A 17,836-nucleotide genomic window follows, 5' to 3' on the forward strand; every position below is an offset into this window, starting at 1 on the left:
GTCTGCGGCCCCGCCCCCTCCCGCCACCGATCGTCCCACCCAGGAGAGCCCATGAGTCCCGCAGCCCAGGACGACCTCGTCCGCGTCGCCCGCATCGGCAAGCCGCACGGCATCCGCGGCGAGGTGACCGTGCAGGTCTTCACCGACGACCCGGACGCCCGCTTCGCTCCCGGCGAGCGCCTGGTGGTGCGCGACGGCGCCCCGGGCCTGCCGGCGGAGCTCACCGTCACCCGGGCCCGGTGGAACAAGCAGATCCTCGTGGTCGGCTTCGCCGAGTCGCCGGACCGCAACGTCGCCGAGACCCTGCGCGGCGCCCAGCTGTTCGCCGTTCCCGCCGTCCCCGAGGAGTCGGATGAGTGGTACGAGGAGGACCTCGTGGACCTCGAGGTGCGGGTCGAGGGCGAGCGCGTCGGCGTCGTCACGGCCCTGACCACCGGGGCGGTCCAGGACCTGCTGCACGTCGCGTTGGACGGCGTCGAGGAGGAGGCCCTGGTGCCCTTCGTCGAGGAGATCGTCCCGGAGATCGACCCCGAGGCCGGCGTGCTCGTGCTGACCCCGCCGCCGGGGCTGCTCGAGCTCGCCACCGGCGAGGACGAGGACGCCGCAGACGGGCCCGCCGCCGCGCGCCCCGCCGATGCGGATCCGGAGGACTGAGCAGTGCGCTTCGACGTCGTCACGATCTTCCCGGAGTACCTCGCGGTGCTCGACGTCTCGCTGCTGGGCCGTGCCCGCCGCGAGGGCCTCGTGGACGTGCACGTCCACGACCTGCGCGACTTCACCTTCGACCGGCACCGCACCGTGGACGACACGCCCTACGGCGGCGGCGCCGGCATGGTGATGAAACCCGAGCCGTGGGCGCTCGCGCTCGAGCACGTGGCGGCCCAGGGGCCCGCGGCGCCGGCCCCCGCTGATCTAGCGTCTTCCGAGCCGGGGGACCGCCCCGTGCTGCTCGTGCCGACGCCCTCGGGGGAGCGCTTCACCCAGCGGCTCGCCCGCGAACTGGCGGGCCGGGAGCACGTGGCGATCGCGTGCGGCCGGTACGAGGGCATCGACGAGCGCGTCTTCGGCTGGGCCGAGGAGCTCTTCGAGGTGCGGCTGGTCTCACTGGGCGACTACGTGCTCAACGGCGGCGAGGTCGCCGCGCTGGCGATGATCGAGGCCATCGGCCGCCTCGTGCCGGGCGTCGTGGGCAACCCGGCCTCGCTCGTCGAGGAGTCCCACGAGGACGGCCTGCTGGAGTACCCGGTCTACACCAAGCCCGCGGACTGGCGGGGCCGTGCGGTGCCGCCCGTGCTGCTCTCGGGCGACCACGGCAAGGTCGCGGCCTGGCGTCGGGCCCAGCAGGAGGAGCGCACGCGCGAGCGGCGTCCGGACCTGTGGGCGGCGTACGGCTCCGAGGCCTGACCCGCCGCGCCCGACGGGCTGGAGGGGCGTCGCGACGTCGACGGCTGTGGCATAATGGATCCTCGTGTCCGCCGGACGCCCGACCTGCCACAGGGGGCGCGCGTCAACGGATCGGACCCCGGGACCGCACCCCACGTGCGGAGCCCGGCCCTCGGCTCGGGACCCGGCCCCCTCGTCATGCGGACGTGGACGGGCCGTGCGCCCGCATACCACGCGGTTGACCTGTGGCATCCGCCAGGAGAGACGACATGCACATTCTCGACTCGTTCGACAAGAAGACGCTGCGCGACGACATCCCGGAGTTCGCCCCCGGCGACACCGTCAAGGTGCACGTGAACATCATCGAGGGCAAGACCGCCCGCGTCCAGGTGTTCCAGGGCTACGTCATGGGCCGTCAGGGCTACGGCGTGCGCGAGACCTTCCGCGTCCGCAAGGTGTCCTTCGGCATCGGCGTGGAGCGCGTGTTCCCGGTGCACTCCCCGGTCATCGACAAGATCGAGGTCGTCACCAAGGGCGACGTGCGCCGCGCGAAGCTGTACTACATGCGCGACCGCCACGGCAAGGCCGCCCGCATCCGCGAGAAGCGCGCCGACGCCAAGTGATCATCCCGGTCGGCCCCGCCGACCGGTGATCGACCCATGCGCACCTCGGAGCCCCGTGACCCCCGCCGGTCACGGGGCTCCGTCGCGTCCGGGGCCGGCTCCTCCTCGGGCCCGACGGCGGCCCCCGCCTCCGGCACGAGCCGCTGGTGGGCGTGGCTCGGCCTGACCGTGGTGGCCGCCGTCGTGGTGGCCGCGGTGCTGCGAGCCCTCACCGGCCCCGTCTACCTCATCCCCTCCGGGTCGATGGAGCCGACCCTGCAGCCCGGCGACCGCGTGCGGGTGGAGGCCGCCGCGGCCGGCGGGCAGGGCCTGCACCACGGCGACGTGGTGGTGTTCGACGGCGCCGGCAGCCTGGCGCCGTACCGTTCGGCCGGATCGCTCGAGCGCGGCCTCGAGGACGTCGCCCGGTGGTGGGGTGTCGGCGCGGCCGAGGACGTGTTCGTCAAGCGTGTGCTGGCCCTGCCGGGGGACCGCCTCGAGTGCTGTGCCCCGGACGGCCGGCTGCTGCGCAACGGCGAGCCGCTGGACGAGCCGTATCTCGGCAGGCCCGTGACCGCGGACGAGCCGGCCGCGGCGGGGACCTGGTCCTTCGAGGTGCCCGACGGGCGCATGGTGGTCCTGGGCGACCACCGCGCCGCCTCCCGGGACTCCCGCGCACTGCTGGGCGCCCCCGGCGGCGGGCTGATCCCGCTCGAGCGGGTCGAGGGCCGGGCTGCGGAGATCGTGTGGCCCCTGGCCCGCCGCGGGACCGTGGACGCCCCCTCCGGGGACACGCCGTGACGGGGCGCCGCACCGCGCTGATCGCGGCCGCCGTGACCGTACTCGCCTGCGTGCTGGCGTGGGCCTTCCTGGCGCGCATGTACGCCATCCCGTCCTCGTCCATGGAGCCCGGGCTGCGGGCCGGCGACCGCGTGGTCGCCACGCTGCTCACCCCGGATCCGTTCCCGGTGCGCCGCGGTGACGTGGTGGTGTTCGAAGACACGAAGGGCTGGCTGCCCGGGGGCGGCCACGTGATCAAGCGGGCCGTCGGGCTGCCGGGGGACATCGTCTCCTGGACGCCCGGCGAGGAGACGCTGCGCGTGAACGGGGTGCCCGTGGAGGAGCCGTACCTCGCGCCGGGGGAGACGCCCGCGCAGGAAGCGTTCGAGGTGACCGTCCCCGCGGGGCGGCTGTGGGTGCTCGGCGACCATCGCTCGGCGTCGGCGGACTCCCGCGCGCACCGCGCCGGGCCCGGGGGCGGGTTCGTGGCCCTCGACGACGTGGTGGGCCGCGCCCGGTTCGTGGTCTGGCCGCTGGACCGGATCGGCGGCGCCGGTGCCGACCCCGACGCGTTCGCCGCCGTGCCGGACGCGCCCGCGCTGGAGGAGCGCACGTGACCCCCCGCGGGAGCGGTGGCCGGCCGACGGTGCGCGCGGGCCTGGACGTCGAGGCGGGGCTGGCCGGGCCGGTCCTCGCCGCGCGGGGAGTGGACCGGGTGCTCGTGGCGGGCATGGACGAGGTGGGCCGGGGCGCACTGGCCGGGCCCGTCGTCGTCGGGGTGTGCGCCGCGTGGCTGCCCGCCGCGGGGCAGATCCCTCCGGTGCGCGACTCGAAGGCGCTCACGGACCGACGCCGGCGCGCCCTGGTCCCGCAGATCGAGGACTGGGCGGCCGGGGTGGCGCTGGGGGAGGCCAGCCCCGCGGAGATCGACGCGCTCGGGATCTCGGCGGCCCTCGGCCTCGCCGGGCGCCGGGCCTGGGCGGCACTGTGCGCCGCGGTGGGGCAGGAGCCGGTCGCCCTCGTGCTCGACGGCCGGGACGACTGGCTGAGTCGCTCCGATCCCGACGCCGGCCCCGCGCCCGCGCCGCGTCCGCTGCCGCCCGTGCCCACGATGCTGGTGCGGGCTGAGGATCGGTGCGCGACGGTGGCGGCGGCGTCGATCGCCGCGAAGGTGGCCCGCGACGACGTCATGATCGCCCTCGACGCGGAGCACCCCGGGTACGGGTGGGCCGGGAACAAGGGGTACGGCTCGGCCGCGCACCGGGCCGCCCTGACCGAGCGCGGGGCGAGCGGGCAGCACCGGCGCAGCTGGAACCTCGGGCTGCCGGGCGCGCCCGCGCAGGCGCCTCCCACGCTGTTCGACTGACTCCCAGGGGCCGGGCGTGCCGCCCGTTCGACGTGCGACCCCTGGACGGGGGAGGATGGAGGCCGTGCGTGCCCGGACTGTCGCGGGTGCGCGGCGAACACTGAGGAGGCATGTCATGAGCGCGGACGACGTCGAGGACTTCGAGGCCGAGGCCGAGCTGCTGCTCTACCGCGAGTACCGGGACGTGGTGGGCCTGTTCCGCTACGTCGTGGAGACCGAGCGGCGCTTCTACCTCGCCAACGACGTGCGGCTGACGCCCCGCCAGGCGGACGGGGACGTGTTCTTCGAGATCCTGCTCGAGGACGCCTGGGTGTGGGACGTGTACCGCACGCAGCGGTTCATCAAGCGCGTGAAGGTGCTGACCTTCAAGGACGTGAACATCGAGGAGCTGCCCACCGAGGACCTGACGGTCCCGCCGGACGGCCAGCTGCCGAGCTGACCCACCCCTGATCGGCCCCGAGGGCGGGACGCCGACGTCCACTCCTGCACAGGCGTCCGGCCCCGCACAATCCCCGCCGCCACCCTCCCGGCGACCCCGCCCGGGACCACCCTGGTGCCCAGGAGGTGGTCGGGATGACGGGGACCGCGGAACGGATCGGGGCGCAGCCGCCCGGAGACAGGCGCGCCAGCCGCGCGCACACGGCACTGGGCCGGTTCGGCGAGGACGCCGCCGCGCGCTGGCTCGCCGAGCGCGGCTACGTGATCGCCGACCGCAACTGGCGGGGCGAGGCCGGAGAGCTGGACATCGTGGCCCACCACGCCGGCTGGTGGGTGGGTGTCGAGGTGAAGACCCGCTCGGGCCTGGCCTTCGGCGACCCGTTCGAGTCGATCGACCGGCGCAAGCTCACCCGGCTGCACCGCCTCACCGCGGCGTGGGTGCGGGCCCACGCCGCGGACCGCCGGGGGACGCCCTGGCGCGTCGACGCCGTCGCCGTGCTGGTGCCGCGCACGGGAGGGATCCGCTTCGATCTGCTGCAGGACGTGCGGCCGTGAGCGGCATCGGACGCACCCGCTCCATCACGCTGGCGGGTCTGCGCGGGGAGGTCGTGCACGTCGAGGCGGACATCGCCCAGTCCCTGCCCGGGTTCACCCTCCTCGGCCTGCCGGACCAGGCGCTGCAGGAGAGCCGGGACCGCATCCGCTCCGCCGCGCGCAACGCCGGACTGCCCCTGACCCGGCGGCACCTGACCGTGAACCTGCTGCCGGCGGGGGTGCACAAGCGGGGTGCGTGCCACGACCTGGCGATCGTCCTGGCGGCCTACGCCGCGGACGGGCGGGTGCGGAACGTCGAGGGGCCCGTGTTCCTGGCCGAGCTCGGCCTCGACGGCGCCCTGCACCGCTCGCCGGAGACCGTGGCGATGGTGATGGCCGCCGTCGACGCGGGGTGCTCCGAGGTGGTCGTCGCCGAGGATGCGGAGGCCGAGGCCCGACTGGTCCCCGGCGCCGAGGTCCGCGGCTTCGCCCATCTGCACGACGTCATCCGCGCCTTCGGCGGGGAACCGGACGGAGAGCCGCCCCACCGCCCGGCCCGACGTCAGGTGACAGCCCCGGAACCGGAGCCGGCCCGTGCGGTGCCCGACCTCGCCGAGGTCGCCGGACAGGCCGAGGCCCGGTTCGCGCTCGAGGTCGCAGCCGCCGGCGCCCACCACCTGCTGCTCATGGGCGCCCCGGGGGCGGGCAAGACCATGCTCGCCGAGCGCCTGCCCGGAATCCTGCCTCCCCTGGACCGGCGCACCGCGCTCGAGTGCGCCGCCCTGCGCTCCCTTCGCGGCGGCGACGCCCGTGTCCGGCGCAGGGGCGGGACGTCCCAGGGGTTCGACGGTGACATCGACCGGACCCCGCCGTTCGAGGCACCCCACCACTCGGCGTCCCGCTCGGCCCTCGTGGGCGGCGGCAGCGGCCTCGCCCGGCCGGGAGCGGCCTCCCTCGCCCACGGCGGCGTGCTGTTCCTGGACGAGGCCCCCGAGTTCGAACGGCGCACCCTCGAGGCGCTGCGCCAGCCCCTTGAGTCCGGGGAGGTGCTGCTGCACCGGGCCCTCGGCGCCGTCGTCTACCCGGCCCGGTTCCAGCTCGTGCTGGCCGCCAACCCCTGCCCGTGCGGCAAGGGCGGTGGCACGGGCGTCGAGTGCCGGTGCAGCGTGCCCGAACGCCGCCGCTACGCCCAGCGGCTCTCCGGGCCGCTGCTGGACCGCGTCGACCTGCAGGTCACCGTGCGGCCCGTCGAAGCGCGGCAGCTCACGGGGGCGCCCGCGTCCGAGACCACGTCGCAGGTGGCCGCCCGGGTCGCCGCGGCCGCCGACCGCCAGGCCCGGCGCTGGGCCACCGCCGCCGAGCGCGGGCTCGCCCCGTCCGGGCTGCGCCGCAACGCGCACGTCCCCGCCGGGGTGCTGCGGCACGGCCCGTACGCCGTGCCCCGGGCGGCCCGCCGGCCCGCGGACGACGCCGTCGACCAGGGCCTGCTGAGCGCGCGCGGCCACGCCCGCGTCCTGCGCCTCGCCTGGACCCTGGCAGACCTGCGCGGCGCCGAACGGCCCGCACCCGAGGACACCGACGTGGCACTCACGCTGCGCCACCAGAACGAGGAGGACGCATGACCACCCACGTCACCCCGGCGGCAGACCACGTCCCCGTCGCAGGGCCGCGCCGGCCGGACGCCGCCCGGCTCGCCCGCGCCGCCCTGTCCCGGCTGGTCGAGCCCGGGGACGCGCTCGCGGTGCAGACCGTCACGGCGCTCGGGCCGGAGCGGGCGCTCACCCTGCTCACGGGCCGGGAGACGATCCAGCCCGCCGAACGCGATCTGCTCGCCGATCTCGCCGGCACGCCCGACACGCTGCCCCGGCGCTGGGCCGCGGGGCTGGCCCGCTGGGCGCCCCGGGCCGCCCGGCTTGAGCCGGAGCGGGACCTCGTGGCTCTGCACCGGCTCGGGGGAGGCCTGCTGATCCCCGAAGACGACGCCTGGCCCGCCGCCCTGGCGGACCTGGGCGAGGAGGCGCCCCTGGGCCTGTGGTTCCGCGGCTCCGGAACGCTGCCTCCCGCGGACCGGATGCTCGCCGTCGTCGGCAGCCGGGAGGCGACCGCGTACGGACGGACCGTGACCGCCCGCTGCGCCGCCCACGCCGTCCAGCAGGGCGCGTGCGTGATCTCCGGCGGCGCGTACGGCATCGACGGCGCCGCCCACCGGGCCGCGCTGCAGGCGCCCGCCGCACCGGAAGACGCGGCGGATCGCGACGGCGTCCCGCCCACGGTGGCGGTGCTGGCCGGCGGCCTCGACCGGTTCTACCCGGCCGGCCACGAGGACCTGCTTCGCGCGGTGATGGCCGCCGGGCTGCTCGTGTCCGAGATGCCGCCCGGTGCGAGTCCCACGCGGTACCGGTTCCTGCAGCGCAACCGGGTCATCGCCGCGCTCGCGGGGGCCGTGCTGGTGGTCGAGGCGCGCTGGCGGTCGGGAGCGCAGAACACGGCGGGCCACGCGTTCGGCCTCGGCCGCGAGGTGGGCGTGGTCCCCGGCCCCGTGACCTCGCCCAGCTCCGCCGGCTGCCACCGTCTGCTGCAGGAGAGCCCCGCCCGTCTCGTGACCACCGAGCAGGAGGCCCTCGCCCTGCTCGGTCAGGGGTCCGCCCGGAGCGGCGGCGCGGGCGGGAGGACCTCCGCCCGGGCAGCTCCCGAGCCCGCCGCGCGGCCCACCGACGGGCTCACGATGGAGGAGGCCCTCGTCCACGAGGCGCTGCCCCTGCGCCAGGCGGTGCCCGTCGACCGGATCACGGTCAGCGCCGGGCTCGCGCTGCCCACCGTCCTGGCGTGCCTGTCCCGGCTGCAGCGGGCGGGCCTGGCCGAACGGGTCGAGGACCGGTGGCGGCGGGGATGACCTCCGGCCCCGCGCTCTCGGGCCGTGCGCCACGATGTCCGTGGGCGCGGATGGCAGAGTGGGGGGATGGCCCCGTCGTCCTCCGTCCGTCCCGTCCCGGTCCCGCGCGCCCCCTCGCCCCGGGACACGGCCTGGCTCGAGGCGTTCGAGGAGCACCTGCGCCACGAGCGGAACCGCAGCCCCCAGACCGTGCGCGCGTACCTCGCCGATCTGCGCGCCCTCATCGACCACGTCGCCGGCACAGCCGGCACCGCGGCGACGCCCGCGGCGGACGACGACGCCCCCGCCCGCCACGCGCCCAGCGCACCGGACGTCCTCGCCGAGCTGGACATCGAGGACCTGCGTGGCTGGCTGGCGGCCATGAGCGGGGCCGGCCTCGCCCGCGCGACCCTGGCCCGCCGGGTGGCCGCCGTCCGCACCTTCACGGCCTGGCTGCGCCGCGAGGGCCTGCGCTCGGACGACCCCGCCCTGCGGCTGCGCTCGCCCCGGCCCGAGGGGACGCTGCCCCACGTGCTCCAGGAGCAGCAGGCGACCCGGCTCCTCGCGGCGGCCCAGGACCGGGTGGACGCCGCCGCCGCGGGGGACGACCCCGCCGCCCACGCGCTGGCCCTGCGGGACGCCGCCCTGCTCGAGCTGCTCTACGCGACCGGCGCCCGGGTGGCCGAACTCTCCGCCCTGGACGTGGATGACCTCGAGGCCGGCCGCGGCGTCGTCCGGCTGACCGGCAAGGGCGACCGGCAGCGCACCGTCCCCTACGGCGACCCCGCGGGCCGCGCCCTCCAGGTGTGGCAGCGGCTCGGTCGCCCCCGCCTGGCCCGTCCGGACTCCGGCCCCGCCCTCTTCCTCGGCGCACGCGGCGGCCGGCTGGGGGTGCGCCAGGCGCGCACCGTCGTCGACCGGGCGCTCGAGGGCCTGGGGGACACCGCGGCGCGCGGGCCGCACGCGCTGCGCCACACGGCCGCGACCCACCTCCTCGACGGCGGCGCCGACCTGCGCAGCGTGCAGGAGCTGCTGGGCCACGCGTCCCTGCGCACCACGCAGGTCTACACCCACGTCTCGATCGATCGTCTCCGCGAGGGCTACCGGCAGGCCCACCCACGCGCCTGACGCCTCCCCGGAGCGCCCCCGGCCCCTCCACTGCGCCATAGCGACACGCGCGGCGGCGCGCCGCCTCGTTGCCGGCCCGGCATCCCTGGTGCATAATGGCCCCAGGATCCACCGGAGCCGCGACGTGGTCGTAGGGGAAGACGCACCGCATCGCACACCCGGAGGCATCCATGACCAGCACCCAAACCCGCGGCGTGGTCCACATCCTCTCCGCCCCCACCGCCCTCTGCCCCCACGTGGAGTGGGCGCTGAGCTCCGTGCTCGGCCCCGCGACCTCGGTGGAGTGGGAGGGTCAGCCGGTCGCGCCCGGCCAGCACCGCTCCGAGGTGCACTGGACGGCGACCGCCGGCACCGGTGCGCGCCTGGCCTCGGCCCTGCGCGGCTGGCCGCACCTGCGCTTCGAGATCACCGAGGAGCCGTCCGCCGGTGTCGACGGCTCGCGCTGGTCCCACACCCCGGACCTCGGCATCTTCCACGCCACCACGGACGTCTCCGGCAACATCATGGTCTCCGAGGACCGCATCCGGTACGCCTATGAGGCCGGCGCGGGCGACCCCAGCGTGCTGATGCACGAACTCTCCCTCGCGCTCGGCGAGGCCTGGGACGATGAGCTCGAGCCGTTCCGGCTGGCCGCCGCCCACGCCAACGTGCGCTGGCTGCACCGCGCCGTCTGACCCCTCGCCCGGCCGGCGACGCTCCGGCTCAGACGCTGCGGAACACGGCCACCGCGTTGTGGCCGCCGAAGCCGAACGAGTTCTTCACGGCCACACGCGGCCCCTCGGGCAGGCGGGCGGGGGAGCCGGTGACCACGTTCAGCGGGATCTCCGGGTCCTGGTGGTCCAGGTTGATGGTCACGGGCGCCTGGCCGTGGTGGACGGCGAGCACGGACAGGATCGACTCGATCGCACCCGAGGCGCCCAGCAGGTGGCCGGTCTGGGACTTCGTGGCCGAGACCTGCACCTGGTCCAGGTGGTCGCCGAACACGGCCCGCATGGCCAGGTACTCCGGGGCGTCGCCCTTCGGTGTGGACGTCGCGTGGGCGTTCACGTGGCACACGTCCTCGGGGGTGATGTCGGCCGACCTCAGTGCGGCGCGCATCGCCCGGGTCGCGCCCAGGCCCTCGGGCTCGGGCGCGGTGATGTGGTGGGAGTCGGAGCTGACGCCCGCGCCGGCCAGCTCGGCGTACACGCGGGCGCCGCGGGCCTTCGCGTGCTCCTCCGACTCGATCACCATGACGCCGGCGCCCTCGCCGAGGACGAAGCCGTCGCGGTCCACGTCGTAGGGGCGGGACGCGGCCTGCGGGTCGTCGTTGCGCTTGGACAGCGCCTGCATCGCGGCGAACGCGGCCATCGGCAGCGGGTGCACGGCGGCCTCGGCGGCGCCGCAGATCACGACGTCGGCCTGGCCGGAGCGGATGAGCAGCAGCGCGGTCTCGAGCGCCTCGGTGCCGGCGGCGCACGCGGACACCACGGTGCGGGCGCCGGCGCGGGCGCCGAACTCGAGGGAGAGCGCCCCGGCAGCGCCGTTGGGCATGAGCATCGGGACGGTCATGGGCAGCACGCGGCGCGGGCCGCGCTCGCGCAGGGTGTCCCAGCCGTCCAGGAGGGTCCACACGCCGCCGATGCCGGTGCCGAAGGCCACGGCGAGCCGGTCGCCGTCGACCTCCGCGCCCTCGAGGCCGGCGTCCTTCCAGGCCTCGCGCGCGGCGACGGTCGCCATCTGGGTGGCCGGGTCCTGGCGCTTCTGCTCCACCTTGGAGAGGACCTCGGAGGTGGGCACGGCCAGCTCGGCCGCGAAGGTGACGGGCAGCTCGTACTTCTCCACCCAGTCGTGCTCCATGGTGCGCGCACCGGAGACGCCCTGCAGGGCGTGGGACCAGAAGGTGGGCACGTCGCCGCCGATGGGCGTGGTGGCGCCGAGGCCGGTGATCACTGCGGTGCGGGTCATGGGTCTGCTGCCTCTGGGTCTCGAGTGGGGATCGGGCGGAGGGGTGTCGTCGGCACGACGCGCGGCGCTCGCCGGGGTGCCGGAAGTCGGGGGTGTCGAGGGCCGGGGGCGCTCACGCGCCCCCGGCGCTCACCGAGGGGACGGGACGGGCCGGGCCCGCCGCCGTCGTGGGCCGATCAGGCCTGGGCGCCGTCGATGAAGTCGACGGCGTCCTGGACGGTCTTGAGGTTCTTGACCTCCTCGTCCGGGATCTTCACGCCGAACTTGTCCTCGGCGTTGACCACGATGGTCATCATCGAGATCGAGTCGATGTCCAGATCGTCCGTGAAGGACTTCTCCGGCTGCACCTCGGCGGCGTCGAGGCCGGTCTCCTCGTTCACGATCTCGGCGAGGCCGGCGAGGATCTCTTCCTTGGAAGCCATGGGGCGTCTCCTTCGGTAGGGGTGTGGGGTGTACGTGGACAGTGAATCAGACGGCGCCGCCTCAGGGGAGGCGGACCACCTGGGCGCCGTAGACCAGCCCGGCGCCGAAGCCGATCTGCAGGGCCAGGCCGCCGGAGAGCTCGGGGTTCTCCTCCAGCAGCCGGTGCATGGCCAGCGGGATGGACGCGGCCGACGTGTTGCCGGCGTCCGCGATGTCCCGGGCCACGACGACGGACTCCGGCAGCTTCAGCTGCTTGGCGAACTCGTCGATGATCCGCATGTTGGCCTGGTGCGGGATGAACGCGGCGAGGTCCTCGGGCTCCACGCCCGCGGCGTCGAGGGCCTCGCGGGCCACCTTTGCCATCGACCACACGGCCCAACGGAAGACGGAGGGCCCGTCCTGGCGCAGCGTCGGCCAGAGCATCCCCTCCGCGCCGGTGATCGCCGAGGCGTCGCCCGTGGTGCGGGCGTGCTCCACGGCATCGCGCAGCTCCAGCTGCGAATGCGTCATGGAGATCGTGGACCAGCGCTCCCCGTCCGAGCCCCACACCGAGGGGGAGATGCCCGGCTCGTCCGAGGCCGAGACGATCACGGCGCCCGCGCCGTCGCCCAGCAGGAAGGAGATGGAGCGGTCCGTGGGATCCACGACGTCGGAGAGGCGCTCGACGCCGACCACGAGCACGTGCCGCGCGGTGCCGGAGCGCACGAGGGCGTCGGCCTGGGCCACGCCGTAGCAGTAGCCGGCGCACGCGGCGGAGACGTCGTAGGCGGGCGCCGGGGTGGCGCCGATCTCGTGCGCCACGAGGGCCGCGGCCGAGGGGGTGGCGTGCGGGAAGGTGACGGTCGAGACGATCACGGCGTCCAGGTCCGAGGCCTGCAGGCCGGCCCGCTCGAGGGCCTCCCGGGCGGCGCCCACGGCCATGACGGGCACGGTCTCCTCCGCCGTGGCGCGCTGGCGGGTGACGATGCCGGTGCGCTGGCGGATCCACTCGTCCGACGAGTCGATGGGGCCGATGAGGTCCTCGTTCGGGACCAGGTTCGCCGGGCGGTAGGCGCCCACGGCCACGATGCGGCTGGCCGCGGGGCGCTCGTGCTGCTTCAGGGTGACGGTCATGGTGCCTCTCTCTGCCGGGCGGTGCGCGGGGTTCAGGCCGAGTGCTCGGCCAGGAACGCCCGCGCGGCGTCCAGGTCCTCGGGGGTCTTCACGGCGAGCTGCGCGGTGCCCTTGAGGCCGCGCTTGGCCAGTCCGGTCAGTGTGCCACCGGGCAGCAGCTCCAGGACCCCCGTGACCTGCCGCGCGGCCATGGTCGCCATGCACAGGTCCCAGCGGACCGGTCGGGTGACCTGGTCCACGATCCGGGCGAGCACGTCCGTGCCGGACTCGACGGCCTCGCCGTCCCGGTTGGACAGCAGGGGCAGGCGCGGGTCCGAGGGGGAGAGGTCCGCGACGTGGGCCGCGAGGTCGTCCACGGCGGGGCGCATGTGCTCCGTGTGGAACGCACCGGCCACCTTGAGCGGGATCACGCGGGTGCGGGCGGGGGCGGACTCGGCGAGCGCGCCGAGGGCCTCCGCGGGGCCGGCGGCGACGATCTGGCCGGCGCCGTTGACATTGGCGGGTGTCAGGCCCGCCGCCTCGATGGCCGCGAGGACCTCGTCCTGGTCCCCGCCCACGACGGCGGCCATGCCCGTGGGCGTGGCCGCGGCGGCCCGGGCCATGCCGGTGGCGCGCACGCGCACCAGGGAGAGGGCCTCGGCGGGGGACAGCACGCCGGTGACGGCGGCCGCGGTGATCTCGCCCACGGAGTGGCCGGCCACGACGGTCGACTCCGGTGCGGCGGCGTCCGCCTCGAGGGCCGCGGCGGCCACCAGGCCGGCCGCCACGATCAGCGGCTGGGCGACGGCGGTGTCCTTGATGGTCTCCTCGTCCGACTCGGTGCCGTGGCGGATCAGGTCCACGCCCGCGGCATCGGAGAGGGATGCGAGCAGGTCGCGGGTCCCGTCCAGCTCGAGCCAGGGGGCGAGGAAGCCGGGCGTCTGGGACCCCTGTCCGGGGCACACGATGGCAAGCATTCCTCCATCGTGTCAGGATCGGCCGCCATCCCGGGCAGATCGCGCCACGAAGCACGGCGAGTCGGTTTGGAGGGTTTCTACAAGCGGGGGGTGTGTGCCGCGCCGGCTCAGTCCGACCCGGCCCCGTTCGTCGGCCGCGCCCCCGCGAGCCGGCCGAGGGTGATCGCGGTCTGCAGGACGTATGCGTCGCGGGGGACCAGCGGGTCCCAGCCGGTCACCTCGGCCACCCGCTTGAGGCGGTACCGCACGGTGTTCGCGTGGACGAACAGCTCGCGGGCCGTGCCCTCGAGCGAGTGGCCCAGCGCACCGTACGCGTCCACGGTCTCCAGCAGGGAGGTGCCGGCGTCGGCCAGGGGTGTGAACACCCCGTCCACGAGGGCCTCCCGGGCCGTGGGGTCGCCCAGCAGAGCCCGCTCGGGCAGCAGGTCCTCCGCCGGGGTGGGCCGGCTCGCCCGGGGATGGGCGGCCGCCGCGCTGAGCCCGGCCAGGGTGTGCCGGGCCGAGACGTGCGCCGAGACCAGCGAGTCCATGACGGGCCCCACGATCACCGGTCCCGGCGCGAACCAGGGCGCGAGCGCCTCGCCCACCGCCCGCGCGTCCCGCACCGAGCCGACCACGAGGACGAGCCGTTCGGACTGCACGCCCACGAGCAGGTCACAGTCGAGCCTCGCCGCGGCCCGCCGCAGGTCCGGGATGAACGCGGGCTTGTCCTGCCCCGGGGCGAGACCGGCCATGACCATCACGTCGTGGTCCCCACGCCAGCCCAGCGCCGTGGCCCGATGCCGGATCTCGTCCGGGTCCTGCCCGCGCAGCACCGCGTCCAGCAGGACCGACTCGAGCCGCGAGTCCATCGCACCGCGCATCTCCGCGGCCCGGGCGTAGACGTCGGCGAGTGCGAACGCGACCTCGCGCGAGTAGTGGAGGATGTGCTCGCGGACGGGCGCCTGGTCGCGCTCGGCCAGCAGCTCCGGCACCCGCGTCTCGACGACGTCCACCATCGTCCGGATGAGCTGGAGGGCCCGCTGCAGCGAGATCGCCCGGGTGAGATCGGTGGGCGCGGGCCCGAAGACGTCCTGCAGGACGTGGCCCGTGGAGGTGGGCCGCTCGAACCACGTGAGGAAGCCCTGCAGGGCGCGCTGGGCCACGAGCCCGAGGGCGCTGCGCTCGTCCGGGGTGAGTCGGCGGTACCAGGGCAGGGTGGCGTCCAGCCGCTGCAGCACCGCCGTGTTCAGGGCCCCCAGGTGGCTCCTGAGGCGGGCCAGCCCGTCGGTGCTCACGGGGCGAGGGGCGGCGGGGCGGGGCTCGGGCATGCGCTCCATCCTAGGCGCGTGTTGTGGGGTTCCTACAGCGACGACGCCGGCCGCCCGCCTCCGTGGCGGAGGCGGGCGGCCGGCGTCGGGACGGAAGGGCGTCAGCCTCCCCGCGGCGTGCGGGTCAGGCGTCGCCGGCCGCGATGCCGGTGGTGCCGGCGTTGACGTCGTCCAGGCGGTACTTCTCGTGCGCCTTCGCGGCCGTGCCCCGCTCGACCTCGCCCTCCTCCTCGAGGAGCTGCAGCGCGCGGACCACCATCGAGTGGGTGTCGATGAGGAAGTACCGACGGGCGGCGGCGCGGGTGTCCGCGAAGCCGAACTCGTCGGCGCCGAGCGCCGAGAAGCGGTTCGGCACGAACGGGCGGATCTGGTTCGTCCACGAGGTGGAGTAGTCCGAGGTGGCCACGATCGGGCCCTCGGCCCCCTGCAGCGCCTGCGTCACGTAGGGCACGCGCGGGGTGGCGGACGGGTCCTTCAGGGCGTCCTTCTCCGCCGCGACGGCGTCGCGGTACAGCTCGTTGTAGGAGGTCACCGACCACACGGAGGCGTTCACGCCCCACTCCTCGGAGAGGATCCGCTGGGCGTCGAGCGCCCACGGCACGGAGACGCCGGAGCCCAGGAGCTGGACCTTCGGGCCGTCGCCCTGGCCCTCGGAGAGACGGTAGATGCCCTTGAGCAGGCCCTCCACGTCGAGGCCCTCGGGCTCCTCGATGTGGGTGATCGGCTCGTTGTACACCGTGAGGTAGTAGATGACGTTGCGGACGTCGTCCCCGCGGTCGTGGTCGCCGTACATGTCCTCCAGGCCCTGGCGCACGATGTGGGCGATCTCGTACGAGTACGCCGGGTCGTAGTGCTTCACGGCCGGGTTCGTGGACGCCAGGACGGGGGAGTGACCGTCCATGTGCTGGGTTCCCTCGCCGGCGAGGGTGGTGCGCCCGGCGGTGGCGCCGATCATGAAGCCGCGCGCGAGCTGGTCGCCTGCGGCCCAGATGTTGTCCGCGGTCCGCTGGAAGCCGAACATCGAGTAGAAGATGTACACCGGGATCATCGGCTCGCCGTGCGTGGAGTACGCCGTGCCGATCGCGTTGAACGCCGCGGTGGCGCCGTCCTCGTTGATGCCGACGTGGTAGATCTTCCCCTGCGGGGACTCCTTGTAGGACAGGAACAGGTCCCGGTCCACGGACAGGTAGTTCTGGCCCTTGGGGTTGTAGATCTTCGCGGTCGGGAAGAACGAGTCCATGCCGAAGGTGCGGGCCTCGTCCGGGATGATCGGCACGAAGCGCGGTCCCATGTTCTTGTCCCGCATCAGGTCCTTGAGCAGGCGCACGAACGCCATGGTCGTGGCGGCCTGCTGCTTGCCCGATCCCTTGCGGGCCTGCTTGTACGCGGACTCCGGAGGCAGCGGGATCGCGTGGTAGTCGCTGCGCCGCTCCGGCACGAAGCCGCCCAGCTCCTTGCGCCGCTCCATCATGTACGTGATCTCCGGGGCGTCGGCGCCCGGGTGGTAGTACGGGATGTCGTACGGGTCCTTCTCGATCTGCTCGTCCGAGATCGGGATGCGGTGGCGGTCCCGGAACACCTTGAGGTCGTCCACCGTCAGCTTCTTCATCTGGTGCGTGGCGTTGCGACCCTCGAAGGACTTGCCCAGGCCGTAGCCCTTGATGGTGTGGGCCAGGATCACGGTGGGCTGGCCCTTGTGCTCCATGGCGGCCTTGTAGGCGGCGTACACCTTCTTGTAGTCGTGGCCGCCACGCTTGAGGCCCCAGATCTCGTCGTCGGTCATGTCCGCCACCATCTCCTTGGTGACGGAGGACCGGCCGAAGAAGTGGTCGCGCACGAAGCCGCCGGACTCGGCCTTGTAGGTCTGGTAGTCGCCGTCGAGCGTCTCGTTCATGATGCGCACGAGCTCGCCCTCGTCGTCGGCCTCGAGCAGCGGATCCCACTCGCGGCCCCACAGGACCTTGATGACGTTCCAGCCGGCGCCCCGGAAGTAGGACTCCAGCTCCTGGACGATCTTGCCGTTGCCGCGCACCGGCCCGTCGAGACGCTGCAGGTTGCAGTTGATGACGAAGGTGAGGTTGTCGAGCTTGTCGTTGGCCGCGACGTGCAGCTGACCGCGCGACTCGGGCTCGTCCATCTCGCCGTCGCCGAGGAAGGCCCACACGTGCTGGTCGGAGGTGTCCTTGATGCCGTTGTTGTGCAGGTACCGGTTGGTCTGCGCCTGGAAGATGGCGTTCATCGGCCCCAGGCCCATGGACACGGTGGGGTACTGCCAGAAGTGCGGCATCATCCGCGGGTGCGGGTAGGAGGGCAGGGCGTGGCCCTGGCGGGACTTCTCCTGGCGGAAGCCGTCGAGGTCCTGCTCGGTCAGGCGGCCCTCGAGGAACGCGCGGGCGTAGTTGCCGGGCGAGGAGTGTCCCTGGAAGAAGATGTGGTCGCCGCCGCCCGGGTGGTCCTGACCGCGGAAGAAGTGGTTCAGGCCCACCTCGTAGAGGGTCGCCTGGCCCGCGTAGGAGGAGATGTGACCGCCGACGCCGACGCCGTCGCGCTGGGCGCGCTGCACGAGGGCCATGGCGTTCCACCGCAGGTAGTTGCGGTAGCGGCGCTCGAGCTCCTCGTCGCCCGGGTACTCCGGCTCCTGGTCCGCCGGGATCGTGTTCACGTAGTCCGTGGTGGTCACGTAGGGCAGGGCGACGGACTGGGCGCTCGCGCGCTGCATGAGGGAGCGCATGATGTACTGCGCCCGCTCCGTGCCGCGCTCCTCGATGAGTCCGTCGAGGGACTCGATCCACTCCGACGTCTCCTGGGGATCCTTGTCCGGGAGCTGGTCGGTCAGACCGCTGCGGATCTGCGAGCTCTCTTCGGCTGCGCTCACGGTGCCTCCTGGTTCTCGTGCGGAGGGGTGCTCCGCGGTGGGCTGCGGGCAGACGATCCGGTCCGGGCCCGCGACGCCGAGCCGGGCGCGTCGCCCGGAGAGTGCGTCT

At 74.6% G+C, this 17,836-nt stretch carries 18 protein-coding genes; 12 read left to right on the forward strand and 6 right to left on the reverse strand.

Going from position 1 to position 17,836, the window contains the following annotated elements:
• Positions 1–51 precede the first annotated feature (51 nt).
• The 12 genes from rimM to J1M44_RS07565 all read left to right on the forward strand — a co-directional run bounded on the left by rimM (position 52) and on the right by J1M44_RS07565 (position 9,777).
• Positions 52–654 carry a ribosome maturation factor RimM gene (rimM, locus tag J1M44_RS07510; protein ID WP_206480818.1) on the forward strand — a complete coding sequence of 201 codons (603 nt, stop codon included), beginning with the start codon at positions 52–54 and terminating at the stop codon, positions 652–654.
• Between the two features lie 3 nt (positions 655–657).
• Positions 658–1,404 carry a tRNA (guanosine(37)-N1)-methyltransferase TrmD gene (trmD, locus tag J1M44_RS07515; RefSeq protein ID WP_206480819.1) on the forward strand — a complete coding sequence of 249 codons (747 nt, stop codon included), beginning with the start codon at positions 658–660 and terminating at the stop codon, positions 1,402–1,404.
• Positions 1,405–1,652: 248 nt separating this feature from the next.
• Positions 1,653–2,006, forward strand: a complete 354-nt coding sequence (rplS, locus tag J1M44_RS07520) for a 50S ribosomal protein L19 (protein WP_002853821.1) — start codon at positions 1,653–1,655, stop codon at positions 2,004–2,006.
• Between the two features lie 36 nt (positions 2,007–2,042).
• Positions 2,043–2,786 (forward strand): signal peptidase I, encoded by a 744-nt coding sequence (gene lepB, locus J1M44_RS07525; RefSeq protein WP_206480820.1) that lies wholly within the window; start codon positions 2,043–2,045, stop codon positions 2,784–2,786.
• Positions 2,783–3,382 carry a signal peptidase I gene (gene lepB / locus J1M44_RS07530; protein ID WP_095695602.1) on the forward strand — a complete coding sequence of 200 codons (600 nt, stop codon included), beginning with the start codon at positions 2,783–2,785 and terminating at the stop codon, positions 3,380–3,382. The genes lepB (J1M44_RS07525) and lepB (J1M44_RS07530) overlap by 4 nt, the downstream gene beginning before the upstream one ends.
• On the forward strand, positions 3,379–4,131 hold the full coding sequence (locus J1M44_RS07535) for a ribonuclease HII (RefSeq protein ID WP_095695603.1): 753 nt from the start codon (positions 3,379–3,381) through the stop codon (positions 4,129–4,131). The genes lepB (J1M44_RS07530) and J1M44_RS07535 overlap by 4 nt, the downstream gene beginning before the upstream one ends.
• Before the next feature lie 115 nt (positions 4,132–4,246).
• Positions 4,247–4,570 (forward strand): DUF2469 domain-containing protein, encoded by a 324-nt coding sequence (locus tag J1M44_RS07540; RefSeq protein ID WP_002853817.1) that lies wholly within the window; start codon positions 4,247–4,249, stop codon positions 4,568–4,570.
• Positions 4,571–4,704: 134 nt separating this feature from the next.
• Positions 4,705–5,124, forward strand: coding sequence for a YraN family protein (locus J1M44_RS07545; protein ID WP_002853815.1), 420 nt, complete (start codon positions 4,705–4,707; stop codon positions 5,122–5,124).
• Positions 5,121–6,725, forward strand: a complete 1,605-nt coding sequence (locus J1M44_RS07550; RefSeq protein ID WP_206480821.1) for a YifB family Mg chelatase-like AAA ATPase — start codon at positions 5,121–5,123, stop codon at positions 6,723–6,725. Before J1M44_RS07545 ends, J1M44_RS07550 begins: the two co-directional genes overlap by 4 nt.
• Positions 6,722–7,996 carry a DNA-processing protein DprA gene (locus J1M44_RS07555; RefSeq protein WP_241252877.1) on the forward strand — a complete coding sequence of 425 codons (1,275 nt, stop codon included), beginning with the start codon at positions 6,722–6,724 and terminating at the stop codon, positions 7,994–7,996. Before J1M44_RS07550 ends, J1M44_RS07555 begins: the two co-directional genes overlap by 4 nt.
• A gap of 66 nt (positions 7,997–8,062) precedes the next feature.
• Entirely contained in the window at positions 8,063–9,103 is a 1,041-nt protein-coding gene (locus J1M44_RS07560) for a tyrosine recombinase XerC (protein ID WP_206480822.1), read from the forward strand.
• A 170-nt stretch (positions 9,104–9,273) separates the two neighbouring features.
• Positions 9,274–9,777, forward strand: coding sequence for a DUF3145 domain-containing protein (locus J1M44_RS07565; protein ID WP_206480823.1), 504 nt, complete (start codon positions 9,274–9,276; stop codon positions 9,775–9,777).
• A gap of 28 nt (positions 9,778–9,805) precedes the next feature.
• Here the strand turns inward: J1M44_RS07565 and fabF are convergent, their stop codons facing one another.
• From fabF to aceE, 6 genes are all read right to left on the reverse strand, one after another.
• The gene (fabF, locus tag J1M44_RS07570; protein WP_036340148.1) at positions 9,806–11,050 is read right to left on the reverse strand and encodes a beta-ketoacyl-ACP synthase II; all 1,245 of its coding nucleotides are present in this window, start codon (positions 11,048–11,050) and stop codon (positions 9,806–9,808) included.
• Positions 11,051–11,226: 176 nt separating this feature from the next.
• Positions 11,227–11,472 carry an acyl carrier protein gene (locus J1M44_RS07575; protein WP_002858017.1) on the reverse strand — a complete coding sequence of 82 codons (246 nt, stop codon included), beginning with the start codon at positions 11,470–11,472 and terminating at the stop codon, positions 11,227–11,229.
• A gap of 61 nt (positions 11,473–11,533) precedes the next feature.
• Positions 11,534–12,586, reverse strand: a complete 1,053-nt coding sequence (locus tag J1M44_RS07580; RefSeq protein ID WP_206396169.1) for a beta-ketoacyl-ACP synthase III — start codon at positions 12,584–12,586, stop codon at positions 11,534–11,536.
• A 32-nt stretch (positions 12,587–12,618) separates the two neighbouring features.
• Positions 12,619–13,542: an ACP S-malonyltransferase gene (locus J1M44_RS07585; protein WP_206399734.1), complete on the reverse strand. Its 924-nt coding sequence runs from the start codon at positions 13,540–13,542 to the stop codon at positions 12,619–12,621.
• A 107-nt stretch (positions 13,543–13,649) separates the two neighbouring features.
• The gene (locus J1M44_RS07590; RefSeq protein WP_206396122.1) at positions 13,650–14,852 is read right to left on the reverse strand and encodes a PucR family transcriptional regulator; all 1,203 of its coding nucleotides are present in this window, start codon (positions 14,850–14,852) and stop codon (positions 13,650–13,652) included.
• Between the two features lie 124 nt (positions 14,853–14,976).
• Positions 14,977–17,727, reverse strand: a complete 2,751-nt coding sequence (aceE, locus tag J1M44_RS07595; RefSeq protein WP_206480824.1) for a pyruvate dehydrogenase (acetyl-transferring), homodimeric type — start codon at positions 17,725–17,727, stop codon at positions 14,977–14,979.
• Between the last annotated feature and the right edge of the window lie 109 nt (positions 17,728–17,836).

Source organism: Micrococcus sp. KRD128, from assembly GCF_017168395.1.
Taxonomy (GTDB): domain Bacteria; phylum Actinomycetota; class Actinomycetes; order Actinomycetales; family Micrococcaceae; genus Micrococcus; species Micrococcus luteus.